The organism is Sulfuricella sp. T08 (assembly GCF_000971475.1).
Taxonomy (GTDB): Bacteria; Pseudomonadota; Gammaproteobacteria; order Burkholderiales; family Sulfuricellaceae; genus Sulfuricella.
On the sequence record NZ_DF967548.1, the window covers coordinates 1 to 12,357 of the forward strand.

Annotated in this window: 14 protein-coding genes; 9 read left to right on the forward strand and 5 right to left on the reverse strand. The window is 58.3% G+C overall.

Features of this window, described 5'->3' with window-relative positions:
• The 9 genes from SCT_RS12075 to SCT_RS12115 all read left to right on the forward strand — a co-directional run.
• Positions 1 to 241 (forward strand): transposase (locus SCT_RS12075; RefSeq protein WP_189799663.1); only part of this gene is annotated, 241 nt, incomplete at its 5' end.
• Positions 242 to 585: 344 nt separating this feature from the next.
• Positions 586 to 2,295 carry a CHASE2 domain-containing protein gene (locus SCT_RS12080; protein ID WP_059423367.1) on the forward strand — a complete coding sequence of 570 codons (1,710 nt, stop codon included), beginning with the start codon at positions 586 to 588 and terminating at the stop codon, positions 2,293 to 2,295.
• Positions 2,292 to 2,813 carry an SH3 domain-containing protein gene (locus SCT_RS12085; protein ID WP_059423369.1) on the forward strand — a complete coding sequence of 174 codons (522 nt, stop codon included), beginning with the start codon at positions 2,292 to 2,294 and terminating at the stop codon, positions 2,811 to 2,813. The genes SCT_RS12080 and SCT_RS12085 overlap by 4 nt, the downstream gene beginning before the upstream one ends.
• On the forward strand, positions 2,810 to 3,646 hold the full coding sequence (locus SCT_RS12090) for a M48 family metalloprotease (protein ID WP_059423371.1): 837 nt from the start codon (positions 2,810 to 2,812) through the stop codon (positions 3,644 to 3,646). The genes SCT_RS12085 and SCT_RS12090 overlap by 4 nt, the downstream gene beginning before the upstream one ends.
• Before the next feature lie 31 nt (positions 3,647 to 3,677).
• Positions 3,678 to 4,244, forward strand: a complete 567-nt coding sequence (locus tag SCT_RS12095) for a peptidylprolyl isomerase (protein ID WP_059423373.1) — start codon at positions 3,678 to 3,680, stop codon at positions 4,242 to 4,244.
• 4 nt (positions 4,245 to 4,248) lie between these two features.
• Entirely contained in the window at positions 4,249 to 6,027 is a 1,779-nt protein-coding gene (locus tag SCT_RS12100; RefSeq protein ID WP_059423375.1) for an ABC transporter ATP-binding protein, read from the forward strand.
• 9 nt (positions 6,028 to 6,036) lie between these two features.
• On the forward strand, positions 6,037 to 6,441 hold the full coding sequence (locus SCT_RS12105) for a hypothetical protein (RefSeq protein ID WP_059423377.1): 405 nt from the start codon (positions 6,037 to 6,039) through the stop codon (positions 6,439 to 6,441).
• Positions 6,438 to 7,340, forward strand: a complete 903-nt coding sequence (locus tag SCT_RS12110) for an alpha/beta hydrolase (protein WP_237759682.1) — start codon at positions 6,438 to 6,440, stop codon at positions 7,338 to 7,340. Before SCT_RS12105 ends, SCT_RS12110 begins: the two co-directional genes overlap by 4 nt.
• 270 nt (positions 7,341 to 7,610) lie before the next feature.
• The gene (locus SCT_RS12115; RefSeq protein ID WP_082098343.1) at positions 7,611 to 8,222 is read left to right on the forward strand and encodes a PEP-CTERM sorting domain-containing protein; all 612 of its coding nucleotides are present in this window, start codon (positions 7,611 to 7,613) and stop codon (positions 8,220 to 8,222) included.
• A gap of 155 nt (positions 8,223 to 8,377) precedes the next feature.
• On the opposite strand, the gene SCT_RS12120 is transcribed toward SCT_RS12115, so the two are convergent.
• From SCT_RS12120 to SCT_RS12140, 5 genes are all read right to left on the reverse strand, one after another.
• The gene (locus tag SCT_RS12120; RefSeq protein ID WP_082098332.1) at positions 8,378 to 8,980 is read right to left on the reverse strand and encodes a CHRD domain-containing protein; all 603 of its coding nucleotides are present in this window, start codon (positions 8,978 to 8,980) and stop codon (positions 8,378 to 8,380) included.
• A gap of 262 nt (positions 8,981 to 9,242) precedes the next feature.
• Positions 9,243 to 10,322: a nucleotidyltransferase family protein gene (locus SCT_RS12125; RefSeq protein WP_059423381.1), complete on the reverse strand. Its 1,080-nt coding sequence runs from the start codon at positions 10,320 to 10,322 to the stop codon at positions 9,243 to 9,245.
• Positions 10,319 to 11,233 carry an HprK-related kinase A gene (locus SCT_RS12130; RefSeq protein WP_059423383.1) on the reverse strand — a complete coding sequence of 305 codons (915 nt, stop codon included), beginning with the start codon at positions 11,231 to 11,233 and terminating at the stop codon, positions 10,319 to 10,321. The genes SCT_RS12125 and SCT_RS12130 overlap by 4 nt, the downstream gene beginning before the upstream one ends.
• Positions 11,230 to 11,520, reverse strand: coding sequence for an HPr-rel-A system PqqD family peptide chaperone (locus SCT_RS12135; protein WP_059423386.1), 291 nt, complete (start codon positions 11,518 to 11,520; stop codon positions 11,230 to 11,232). Before SCT_RS12135 ends, SCT_RS12130 begins: the two co-directional genes overlap by 4 nt.
• Positions 11,521 to 11,587: 67 nt before the next feature.
• The gene (locus SCT_RS12140) at positions 11,588 to 12,280 is read right to left on the reverse strand and encodes a hypothetical protein (RefSeq protein WP_059423387.1); all 693 of its coding nucleotides are present in this window, start codon (positions 12,278 to 12,280) and stop codon (positions 11,588 to 11,590) included.
• Between the last annotated feature and the right edge of the window lie 77 nt (positions 12,281 to 12,357).

The window sequence follows — 12,357 nt, forward strand, 5'->3', positions numbered from 1 at the left end:
GGCCGGGGAGAAAGAACTGCTGGGCATCTGGATCGCCCAGACCGAGGGGGCCAAATTCTGGCTACAAGTGGTGACTGAACTCAAGAACCGTGGCTCGTTCCCGAGCGACGAGTCGTTGCTGAAGCTGTTCTACCTGGCCCTGCAAAACATCAGCCAGAAGTGGACCATGCCGATCCGGGATTGGAAAGCGGCGCTAAACCGGTTTACTATTCAATTCGATGACCGGATGCCGCAACGTTAAACGAAACTCCGTTTACACAAAATTCAGGACACCCCCAGCGGCAGAGTCGCTCGCGCCCCTTACCTCTACGTTGACGTTGTAGAAAAATCATCTTTCCGGTAATCCACTCGCTGAACAACCGTTGCTCACCATCTTTCAGACTGTCATTCACGGTAGCTCGACCGTCTGTTCATGGCACTTCGCAGACCATTAGGTTCCGATTCTATCGGACATACCCTGAGTTGAAATCCACGTGAATCAGCGCTGATCCTGGTCGAATTTCAGACTGCCCGCACAATCCATCGTGGTGGGCTCTGCACTGGCTATGGGGCATAATGATGCCTCCTGATTAGCTCCGCCATGACATGAATGTGATCAACTCCCTTTCACACCGGTTGAAAAGCGCCCAAACCCGCCTTTCCGCCTTGCTGGCGAAAAAGTGGAAGCGCGGCTTCTATCTCTATCTGGCCGGAATATTCACTGTCCTGATCACGGCAGATGCGCTAGTTCTGCATCTCGCCACCGACATGAAGCAGGCGGCGTTCGACATGATGGTGCGCTACCGCATTGTCGTGCCCAAGCCCGACCCGGACATCGTCATCGTCGACATCAACGAGGCGAGCCTTGCCGCAATGGCAAAGGACTATGGGCGCTGGCCGTGGCCGCGGCAGGTGCTGGGGGAGTTTGTCGAGCAGATCGAGAAGCAGCAGCCGAAAGCCGTCGTGTTCGACATCCTGTTCAGCGACCCGGACGTGTACAACCCTGACAGCGATGCCTACTTCGACGCAGCTATCGCCGCCACCAGCAACACTTTTTTTTCGATGCTGCGACTTGATCCGGCAGACGACACCTTAAGCCAGATCAAGCCGGCCATGATCCCGGGCGTAGTTGCACTGAGCGATGAGGCGCAGCGCGATGCCACGGTGGCGATGGTGCTGCCGCACTTCAAGGCGCTGCTGGAAGGTGGCCGGCTCGGGCTGCACAACATCTACCCGGACATTGACGGCATCGTCCGCCAGTACCCGGTTTACCGCGACGATTATGGCTGGAAAATTCCCTCGCTGCCGCTGCGCATTGCCCAGCAACTGAAATTTCCACAGCCCGAGGCGCAGCGGGTGCTGCTCAACTGGCGCGGCCAGCCCTTTACCTACCGCTCGGTGAGCTTCAGCGACGTCTTCGCCGACCTGACCAGCAAGAACAAACAGCGCCCGCCGGACGAATTCACCGGCAAGATCGTGATCATCGGCTCGACCGCGCCCAGCCTGTTCGACATCAAGCCGACACCGATCAGCCGCATGCATCCCGGCGTGGAAATTCTCGCCACCGCCATCGACAATTTCAAGCACGGCGACTACCTGCGCTTTCCCGATGCCCGCATCGCCTACCTGCTGCTGACGCTCTCCATCGTGTGGGCGACCGCATGGGGGTTCTACCGCAGCGTTGGCCAGGACAAATTCGACAAGCTGTTCGGCGCTTCGCAGTTCATTCTTCTGGCCGTCTCCTACGCCAGCATCAACTTCACCACCACCTACATCAATCTGACCGGCCCGGTCACTCTCGGACTGGCCTACTTCACCCTCGCCCGGCTGTATGCCTTCGCCACCAGCGGTGCGCTGGAGAAAAACACGGTACGGACTTCGCAGGAACACAGCGGCGAGTTGCACGGCGTGCTGATGCTGATCCGCCTGGGAGGACAGGCAGATGCATTGAGCGAAGGCGCGCGTGAAAAAATCCGCAGGGGTCTGGAAAAAACCGGCAGCGTAACGAAGAGCGTAGAAATCCTCGATGGCCGGCAAAAAGGCATCTGGAACCTGTTTGAGAACACCCTGGCGATTTCCTGGCTGCGTCCGGCGGGCGACGAGGACGGGCGGCTGCGTATAGTTCGCGATATCAACGCGATAGCACAGGCGCTCGAACCTCTCTTGCAAAAACACGCTGCAACTGCGGATAATGACGCGGACTGGTTCGTCCACGAAGGGCTGATTACCGGCGGAGAGCAAGCGCGCGACAGCTGGCGCGCACTGTTCGCCGAAGCGCTGCTACGCTGGAAAGAGACGGGAAAAGGAAAATCATGACGCACACGACACGCTACTTTCTGCTGGCCGCCTTGCTGCTGGCGATGCCAACCGCCTACGCCGGCGAGAGCGGCGCCGCGGTCAAGGCGGATGAACTCAAAACGGAACCGTTCCGCGACGCCAAAACCGTCGGCAAGCTGACATCTGGCGACAAGGTGGAAATCCTGAAAAAGGACGGCGGCTGGTTTCAGGTAAAAAGCACCCGTGGCAACGGCTGGGTACGCATGCTCAGCATCCGCCGCGGCGAAGCGCGCAAGACCTCGACCGGCAGTGAAATCACCGGACTGGCCGGCCTGGCTTCGGGGCGGGCCGGGACTGGTCGGGTAGTCGCCACCACCGGCATCCGCGGCCTCAACGAAGAAGAACTCAAAGCAGCTAAATTCAACGAGGCTGAACTGAAGCGGGCGGAATCCAGTCTCACCAGCCGGGCGGAGGCGAAAAAATTCGCCGCCAAAGGCAAACTGACGGCGCGCAAGCTGGATTACCTGCCCGACCCGGAACAGGGAGAACAGCCATGAAACCGATAGCCAATTGGCTGACCGGGCTGGGGCTACTGCTGTGCCTCGGTGCCGCACACGGCTTCAATCTCGGCCAGGAACTGAGAAATGCGGCGAGCGAGTTGCAGAAACCGGACAAGTCATCGAGGCTGGGCGGCTATTCCGAGGAGGAAGAAACCGCCATCGGCCGCCAGATTGCCGGCAGCCTGCTCGGCGCTGCACCGCTGGTGAAAGACCAGCAGCTGCAGAAATACGTCAACAACGTCGGTCGCTGGGTCGCCAGCCAGAGCGAGCGGCCCGATCTCGCCTGGCACTTCGGCGTAATCGAATCGCAAGACATCAACGCCTTCGCTGCGCCCGGCGGCTACATCTTCGTCACTCGCGGGCTGTACCGACTGCTCGACAACGAAGCTGAACTAGCGGGCGTGCTGGCGCACGAAATCGGCCACGTGATCCGCAAGCACCACCTGAAAATTCTGCAGCAAAGCAAGCTGGTAGATCTGGGCGGAAAACTGCTGGCGAAGCAGGTAGGTGGCGACGAAAAAATTCACAACCTGATCGGCAGCGGCGCGGAAATCGTCTCGCGCTCGCTCGACAAGAACGCCGAATTCGAAGCCGACCGCATCGCCGTGGTGCTGGCGGCGCGCGCCGGCTACGACGCCTTCGGCCTGCCTGAAGTCCTGCAGGAGATCGGCCATTCCGCTGCGGGCAACAGCGGCAGTGTGGCGCTGCTGTTCAAGACCCACCCCCACCCCGACGAACGTCTGACCAAACTCGGCGACGCGGTGGGAAGCAATTTCGACGGGCTGAAAGGGCTGACCTTGGCTAATCGCTTCTACCGCCTGAAGCCTTAACTTTTTTCAACCAACTCTGGAGAGAAAATCAATGAAAATACGCCTGGTTACCCTCGTTTGCGGGCTGCTGCTCAACCTGAATGTTTACGCCGCCAATCCCATGGTAGAGATGAAAACCAATCTTGGCAGCTTCACCCTCGAACTCTACCCGGACAAGTCGCCGAAAACGGTCGAAAATTTTCTCAAATACGTCAAGGGCGGCTTCTACAAGGGTACGGTATTCCACCGCGTGATCGATAACTTCATGATCCAGGGAGGCGGTTTCGATACCAGGCTAATGGAAAAGGAAACCTTTTACCCGATCCGGAACGAGGCCACCAATGGCCTGAAAAACGAGACTTACACCATCGCAATGGCACGCACCAATGACCCGCATTCCGCCAAGGCGCAGTTCTTCATCAACGTAAGGGACAACGCCTTCCTCGATCATACCGTTCCCAAAATGCAAGGCTGGGGCTACGCAGTGTTCGGCAAGGTTGTGAAAGGCCAGGATGTGGTGATGAAGATTTCCAAGGTCAAAACCGGCCCACGCGACCCCTTACCCTCGGACGTACCGCTGGAGAATGTGGTGATCGAGGACGTAAAACTGCTGCCTTAACCCAATGTCTGCCGCTTATACCTGGACCTCCATCCTCGGCATCGTCCGCAAGCATAAGAAGGATCTGATCAGCGCCCATATCGTCGCCATCCTGGCAGCGGTGGCGAGCGTGCCAATTCCGCTCCTGATGCCGCTGCTGGTGGACGAAGTGCTGCTGCACCAGCCGAGCCGAATGGTGGCTTGGCTGAACAGCCAGTTCCCCGCCACTTGGCACGGGCCGGTGCTGTACATCGGCGCGGTGCTGGCGTTGACGCTGGCACTGCGGCTGACAGCGCTGATCCTGGGTGTATGGCAGGGCCGCAGCTTCACCCTGATCGCCAAGGACGTGGTCTTCCGCATGCGCGAGCAGATGCTGCTGCGTTTGAGCCGCATCGCCATGTCGGAGTACGAAACGCTGGGCAGCGGCGCAGTCGCCTCTCACTTCGTCAAGGACCTCGACGCGGTGGACAATTTCATCGGTGCCTCGGTGTCCAAATTCCTGGTGGCGCTGCTGTCCATCATCGGCACCGCCATCATCCTGCTGTGGATGCACTGGCAACTGGCGCTGTTCATCCTGCTGCTCAATCCGGCGGTGATCTATTTCACCACGGTGTTGGGCAAGCGCGTGAAGGATTTGAAGAAGCGCGAAAACAGCGCCTTCGAGCTGTTCCAGCAGGCGCTCACCGAAACCCTGGACGCGATCCAGCAAATCCGCGCCAGCAACCGCGAACGCCATTACATTGGCCAGGTGATCGAACGGGCGCGAGGTATCCGCACCCATGCCGCCGCTTTCTCGTGGCAAAGCGATGCGGCAGGGCGGCTGTCGTTCATGGTATTTCTGTTCGGCTTCGACGTATTCCGCGCTATCAGCATGCTGATGGTGGTGTATTCCAATCTCAGCATCGGCCAGATGATGGCGGTGTTCGGCTACCTCTGGTTCATGATGGGGCCAGTGCAGGAAATCCTCGGCATCCAGTACGCTTTTTACGCCGCCAAGGCGGCTCTGGGGCGCATCAATCGCCTGCTCGAACTGAAGGAAGAGCCGCATTATCCTCACCTGAAGAACCCTTTCGCCGGCAAGAACACGGTCGGCGTCGAGGTGGAGAACATCTGCTTCAGCTATGGTGAAACGCCAGTGCTCAACGGCGTCAGCCTGACTATCCGGCCGGGCGAAAAAGTGGCGCTGGTGGGCGCCTCCGGCGGCGGAAAATCGACCCTGGTGCAAGTGATTCTGGGACTCTATCCGCCCGACTCAGGCACGGTGAATTTCGATGGCGTGCCGATGACCGAAATCGGCATGGAAGTGGTGCGCAGCCATGTCGCCACCGTGCTGCAACATCCGGCGCTATTCAACGATACCGTGCGCATGAACCTGACCCTGGGCCGCGATCTCACTGACGAACAGCTGTGGCAGGCCCTGGAAGTGGCACAACTGGCCGATACCGTGCACGAATTGCCGCACGGCCTCGATACCATCGTCGGCCGCCAGGGCGTGCGCCTCTCAGGCGGCCAGCGCCAGCGCCTGGCGATCGCGCGCATGGTGCTGTCCGACCCTCAAGTCGTCATCCTCGACGAGGCCACCTCGGCGCTCGACGCCGAAACCGAAGCAAAACTCCATGACGCGCTGCGCGGGTTCCTCAATAATCGCACCACCCTGATCATCGCCCACCGCCTCTCCGCAGTAAAACAGGCCGACCGGGCCTATGTCTTCGACGATGGCCACATCATTGAGGAAGGCGTACACGAGGAACTGATCAAGGGTGACGGCCTGTACAGCCGGTTGTATGGGCGGCTGCAGCACTGATCGGACATCATGCTTAGGACAATAAAATCCCTCATTCTGATCGCAGCCCTGGCCGGCTGCGCGGCCATGCCGTGGACCGCCACGCGGCAGGAAGCGCTGCGGCAGGAGGCGGGATACCTGGCCGGGCTGGTCAAGAAAAACAAGATCACCAAGGTGCAGGCCGCGGACCGGCTCGACATCAAGCGCATCGGACTGGTCGGCCAGAATCCCTACGACGACGAGGTGTTCGCCTATTACCGCCATCTTGCCGGGGAGCGCGACCACAATCGCATCGTCCCCTCCGAGGCCCAGTCGCTGATGCGGAAAAAGCTGGCCGAGGTGCGCACCCGCTACCGGCAGGATCCGGGCAAACCCGGCAAGACCCCGGTTTTCACCAATTTCATGATGGAGATGTACGGGCTGCCGCCGCTGTGACCACTTTTGCGACTACGGTATTGCTGATCATCGCCGCAATGGCCGCCACCTTTCCCTTGCTCGTCCGCATCGGCTTCCGCGCACCGCGCATCATCGAACAGGGCAGCCCGGAACAGTACGGCCTGAGGTACCGTGAAGTCTCGATCCCGACCGAAAACGGCAAGCGTCTCTTTGCCTGGTTCATCCCGCCTCCAGAGAGCGGCCCCGCCCCGGCAGTGGCCGTGCTGCACGGCTGGGGCAGCAACGCTGAGATGATGCTGCCACTGGCACAGCCGCTGCATAGTGCCGGCTATGCCGTACTCCTGTTCGACTCGCGCAACCATGGCAAGAGCGATAGCGACGGATTTTCTTCCCTGCCGCGCTTCGCCGAAGATCTGGAGCACGCACTCGACTGGCTGGCATTGCAGCCAGATGTGGACGCCAGCAGGCTGGCCGCGCTGGGACATTCGGTGGGGGCCGCAGCGGCGCTCCTGGTCGGTTCGCGCAGCCACGATCTGGCTGCGGTGGCGAGCATTGCCGCCTTTGCCGATCCGGAAAGCATGATGCGGCGATTCCTCGCCGCGCATCACATTCCCTATTTCCCGCTCGGCCGCCCTGTGCTGCGCTACGTCCAGCACGCAATCGGCCACCGCTTCAGCGACATCGCCCCGCGCAACACCATCCGGCAGATCCGTTGCCCGGTGCTGCTGGTGCATGGCAGCGACGACGTCACCGTGCCAGTCGAGGACGCCATGGCGATCTACGCCCGGCGGCCCGGCAACCAGGTGCGTTTGCTGATCCTGGCCGGCGACCACGACTCGTCCCGCGAGGCAGAGCGCCACGCCGGTGAATTGATTGATTTCCTCGATCAGGCGATCGGCCAGAAAAACGCCGATCAGTTCAAACTCAGCGCCACATAATTGTGTCTGATCCCCGTAACGTCGCGTTTGAGCGTCGGGAATTTTTACAATCTCGCTTGAAACCCTTCCAGACGAGCTGCCTCCACCACACCGATAACATTCAACATACTGAAGTTAAATTGAATTTAAGCATTATCCACTCTAGTGGCATGGGTAATGCTTAATGATTGGAAAGGGCAATACAATAGTGATTAGGGAAGTGTGGAAATCGTGTCTGACCCATTTTTAGACCCCTTTTTAGCATTTATTGTGTCTAAGGGAGAGATGATCATGTTTAAATTGCGCCACTTGGTTTTAAGCTTCGCATTGATGACCATTGCTTCGCCAAATGCTCTTTCGACGCCGCTCGTCGAGACGCCGCTTCCGTCCAACGCATACATCACGAAGAACGGCTACGAGTGGGCGTGGATCTTCGCTGTGGCGCCCGATGGGTCCTACTTTGGGTTCGTTCCCGACTTCTCCTTCCAGGCACCGTTGGGATGGCGCCTGCCCACCGCCGAAGAGATGATGCTCGCTCCGACGGCAGGTGACTTCCAGTTCCCGGGCGCCAATGTGCCGTTCGGCGCGGGCGATCCTGTCAGCGGCGCTTACTTCACTTATCCCACCCCCACGTTGACCAGTAACGCGGCGTGCGCTACGGCATACTTCGTTGGCTCGGCGAATGCGCCCGGTTCAGGCCCCGGGGCGAATCACTGTGACTGGGCGAATGCGCCCGGTTCAGGCCCCGGGAACAGTGATACCGAGGAACATCCTTGGTGGGGGCAGCCTGGTGCCGTGAGTTACTCTGAGACACTCGCCATCCGCGCCGTACCGGAACCGGGGGCCCTCATGCTGCTGACTGTGGGACTGGTCGGGCTGGGTGCCATGCGTCGCAAGGCCTGAAACACTCACTATCGGAAAATCTGACAGTCAACGGCGGCCAGCAGGCCGCCGTTTTTATTGTCTGGCCGAAAAGTTCCTCACTGCCATTGGTGCATTGCCATTTGGATCAGACACGATAAATACCCCAGACAATAATCGTACCCCATTGACCCTATTTACACTTTCTTGTGGCGGCTCCAGCCGAGTCCCACAAGCCCAAAACCGAGAAGGGCGAGGGTCGCGGGTTCTGGAACCTGTCCGGGAACCTGCGTAAGGAAGCCGCGGATCTCGCCACCACCGAACAAAGTAGTGTGAATGTTGAAATAGGATTCATCGAGAGACATGCCGTTGAACAAGTCCGCCTCCGCTAACGCAATCGTCCCACCATGAGCTGTGACGAAACTCGGGTTATACGAAGAGGCCAGTGTCATGTCCAAAATATTGTCATAGGTTCCTGAAGTAACCCCTAGCGGAAAACCCGCGAAGGTTGGCGTGGTCGTGGCCACTCCGGCCGTCCCTGTCAAAGGATTTGCTGTACAGCAGTGAATGTGCGCAGCGGTTGTATTCCCGAGCAAGCCAGAAAACATAACCTCTACGCGCATGGTGTTAGCCACGTCATCAATAGTGACAACGGCAGAACCCGTTCCGGGCGACGCAGTTGCGGGAGTTTCATTCGGGCCACTCAGATTGGCAGTGTATTGGATGATCGTCGCGTGAGAGAACGGGGCAGCGGCCAGCATGGATACCGCCATCGCCAGGACAAATAATGAATGTTTCATTGAAATATCTCCTGTCATTCGTTGGACGCAGCCTGTGTAGCTAATGCGGTACCGGTCAGTTATCACAAGCACACAAACGGAAATATAAGATAAAGCAGGAATTGGTCCAGAAATAAATAATTCTATTCAATCAATTTGTTGAAAGTTTTGACAATGCTTTTGAAAACCTGATTGTAAAATTTTCAGACACTCCTCTCGTAGATATCCGCTGTTGTTCCATGCGCAATAGCTTCGCTTCTTGGCACCCTGCCCAGATTGTGCCTTACGAGTGTTTGGGCGACAGGAAAGCTTTGTGAAACAGGTGGTGAACGAGCAACCAAGGGGACATGCGCAGCCAGTGGGCGCGCACATAGAGCAGCCAGCGGGCAGTGCCTGTCAGCCAGTCGGAACAGCTCGGGTGGACAGGGGCAAGCGCTCGACCGTAAAGTGCGTCCATGACTGCTACCAATGACCAATGAGGCCTGACGACTGTCTGGTTGATAGTGGCAGATTCGGGGATGGGCGTGCCAAGTACCAGGTTGGCATAACGCAGCGCATAAAAAAGCGGTCGAGTGAGTTCCAGTTCCTGCGCTCGACTCATTAGCGCTGACCAGAATGACGGCGATTCGCCGAAGTACCGCAACAGGCTATCCATATCTGCAAGGTCGCGCAGCCCGTGTTCCAGCTCGCCTTCATGAAACAAATGGGTGGCACTATGCAGCACCATGTCTACCGGCGCGAGCACTTTAACGGACTGATCTTCCCCAGCCGGCACTGCCGCTTCAATTAATTTACGGGGATCCGGATGAACGCGCGCGCTTTCCGGCAGGATATTGTGGTGCACATCCAGTACGCTTTGGCGCTTGAGGTGCATCATGGGCGGCAGTTCATGCATCCATATCCGGTAATAGCGCTGATCGTAGGCGTCGTGGTGGCTGCTGGCCCAGCCGTGAAGGCGCAGGGCGGCCTCTACCTGATTGAGATGGCCTTTGGGGACGAGAATGTCCACATCTGAAAAAATGCGGCCTCTCGCCGGCGGCAGGTCAGCCATGAGGTAGGCCGCGCCTTTGAGGAGAATGACCGGAAGGTCGATAGTTGCCAGCGCCTTACGAAGACAGTGAACTTCCCGCCGTATGGCTTGCGCATGCCGTTTGACCACAGTGTCCGCCGATTCCAGGTGTGCGCGCGGCTTTGCAGGAATGCTGTCGATCAGGCCTTGCTCATCAAGCATGGCGTAGATGCGCGCCAGCAAATCGGCATGCCTTGCCTGGCGTATCAGCAGGTCCCATTCGGCGAGGCCAAGCAATACCGCAGTTTCTGGGTGCCGCAGTACTTGTGCCACCAGGCTGTATGCGGCCTTCATGGGGCAGGGAGCTTCAGGTCGGCAAAGACAGCGACAGCCTCATCGAGATTGCTGTATGTGAACTCGTAGCAATCGCACGCGTCGACCAGGTTTGCCATCATTTGAAAACCCTGTGGGCCAAGCAAACTATAGTTGAACGCGCTTTCCACCATGTGCATGAAAGCACGGGCCTTGGGTTGCGGTTCCAGGCGCGTCGGTGCTCCGGGTTGGTACTTGGGAAAAACAATCCAGGCGGGCCGAGCGGTTACGTGGCGTTGCGCGACGCTCTCGGCGGGCGGTTTCATGTGGGCGACCGTGCCTTTCATCGTGTCGCGCACCTCGCGGCCAAGGACCGCGTCCGGCTCAAATTTCCGGATCACGTGTATGGATTCGTTCTTGAGACTCACGGGCCGGCACAACGGGACGAGCGCGTTGTCCGCTTTGTCGATCAGGGCGAGTTCATCGGAGAGCAACCGCCACTCACGGTTTACCAAGGCAGCGCACAAGGTGCTTTTCCCGGCGCCGGGCGGCGCCGGCATAATCACGGAGCCGCCCTGTTTTTCCATGACAGCCGCGTGCAGGATGAGATATTGATGTGCATGTCCCGATACACACCAGTTCATTCCCCATTCGAGCATCGGGAAGGCTTGGTCCAGCGGCAGGGGCTTGAAGGGAATTCGGCCGTCGAAAGAAAACAGAACCTGAGGACGAAACCAGCGCCGCAAGTTTCCCGGTGAGATAAGGCGGACGTGGAAATCTGCAAAGCCCACATCTTCGGCCAGCGGGTAGTCGGCATAGAGCAGACCGATGCCCTCCGCCACGCTGCGAATCGAGGTTTTCACGTGGATAACAAAGGCGCCGATTTGGAGGAATATCCCCGCCTCTTTGAGCCGGGACCTAAGCTCTGAGGGCGTTAACGCGGAAACATTCAAAGTCGGGAATGTTCGATAATGCCAAGGCTATCGAAATTTGTAAGAATTTGTTCAATGAAAAGCACGAACTCATCATCCGGCTCGATTTGCTGCAATGGGGCAACCCATTCGGCAAGGCTTACTGCATCCGTTGGCGTTTGTTGCAATTTCAACATCACCTGCGCCGCGACCAGACCGAGCAGATGGGTATCCCCCGTAGCGCCATTGTAGACGACGAACTCATCGTCCCAGGAGCGGAGGAGAAATTCGTTCTCGTCTGCAACTTGCCACTTCGGGTTTAAAGGCATCTTGAATCTCAATATTGGCTGACTGGCCGCTATTGTCTTTGCGAATGGGAGCCGGATCAAGCGTTTGTTATAGCGTCATCGTGGTTTGCAGGTAGGTTACGATGTCTGCGGCGGACCACTTTACGCCGGCGTTCGGCTCATAATAGCCTTTCGCAGCCCATTCGTTGAACATGTTTTTCACGGCCGGTACTGTCAGCACCGGCGTCCAGCCCATTTGTGCATTCAGGAGCGCTGCGACGATGTGCGCGCCCAACTGGTAAGGATCAAGACTGCCGCCCAACAGAAGTACCTGCATAAGCGAAAGCGGGGTAGTCTGTGTGCAGCCATTCTTGGAGGGCAGGCAAGCGCTCCGATACCGAGTGCCATTTCCCCCGCAATTGAAGATGTCTTTGAAATAGGTTCCCCCCTTCCAATCCAACGGGTTATTCGACGAGGGAAAATCTTTGTTGGTGCATGTTCCCGTCGTATACGGGCTCGGCCAATTTTTGTTGGGGGCTTGCCAGTAGCCCGGCGTGCGGCCCATACACTGTGGAGGCAGTCCATGCGGGCTGGCATTGCCCGACTGGAAGCCGGATGGCGACTGACAGGCCCAATTCCCAAGCACAGGCTGGCTGGCGAGGGTAAGAATCACCCCCGATGCCGCCAACCCCGATTTGCCAAAGCGCCTGCGCGATTCATCAACGGACTGCGCTGGAGAGCTGGCACCCTGTGGCAGGTTTTGCTCCGCCATCTTGCCATTCGGATGTTCTTTTGTGGTCATGACGTACTCTCCTTGATAAGGTCACTTCCTAACCCCGCGTACTTTGCCATGTATGCCTATGAGTCATGATTATGAAG

Excerpts from the sequence above, each read along its gene's own strand:
- SCT_RS12080 (WP_059423367.1), top strand. The coding sequence starts at position 586 with ATGAATGTGATCAACTCCCTTTCACACCGGTTGAAAAGCGCCCAAACC.
- SCT_RS12085 (WP_059423369.1), top strand. The coding sequence starts at position 2,292 with ATGACGCACACGACACGCTACTTTCTGCTGGCCGCCTTGCTGCTGGCG.
- SCT_RS12090 (WP_059423371.1), top strand. The coding sequence starts at position 2,810 with ATGAAACCGATAGCCAATTGGCTGACCGGGCTGGGGCTACTGCTGTGC.
- SCT_RS12095 (WP_059423373.1), top strand. The coding sequence starts at position 3,678 with ATGAAAATACGCCTGGTTACCCTCGTTTGCGGGCTGCTGCTCAACCTG.
- SCT_RS12100 (WP_059423375.1), top strand. The coding sequence starts at position 4,249 with ATGTCTGCCGCTTATACCTGGACCTCCATCCTCGGCATCGTCCGCAAG.
- SCT_RS12105 (WP_059423377.1), top strand. The coding sequence starts at position 6,037 with ATGCTTAGGACAATAAAATCCCTCATTCTGATCGCAGCCCTGGCCGGC.
- SCT_RS12115 (WP_082098343.1), top strand. The coding sequence starts at position 7,611 with ATGTTTAAATTGCGCCACTTGGTTTTAAGCTTCGCATTGATGACCATT.
- SCT_RS12120 (WP_082098332.1), bottom strand. The coding sequence starts at position 8,980 with ATGAAACATTCATTATTTGTCCTGGCGATGGCGGTATCCATGCTGGCC.
- SCT_RS12125 (WP_059423381.1), bottom strand. The coding sequence starts at position 10,322 with ATGAAGGCCGCATACAGCCTGGTGGCACAAGTACTGCGGCACCCAGAA.
- SCT_RS12135 (WP_059423386.1), bottom strand. The coding sequence starts at position 11,520 with ATGCCTTTAAACCCGAAGTGGCAAGTTGCAGACGAGAACGAATTTCTC.
- SCT_RS12140 (WP_059423387.1), bottom strand. The coding sequence starts at position 12,280 with ATGACCACAAAAGAACATCCGAATGGCAAGATGGCGGAGCAAAACCTG.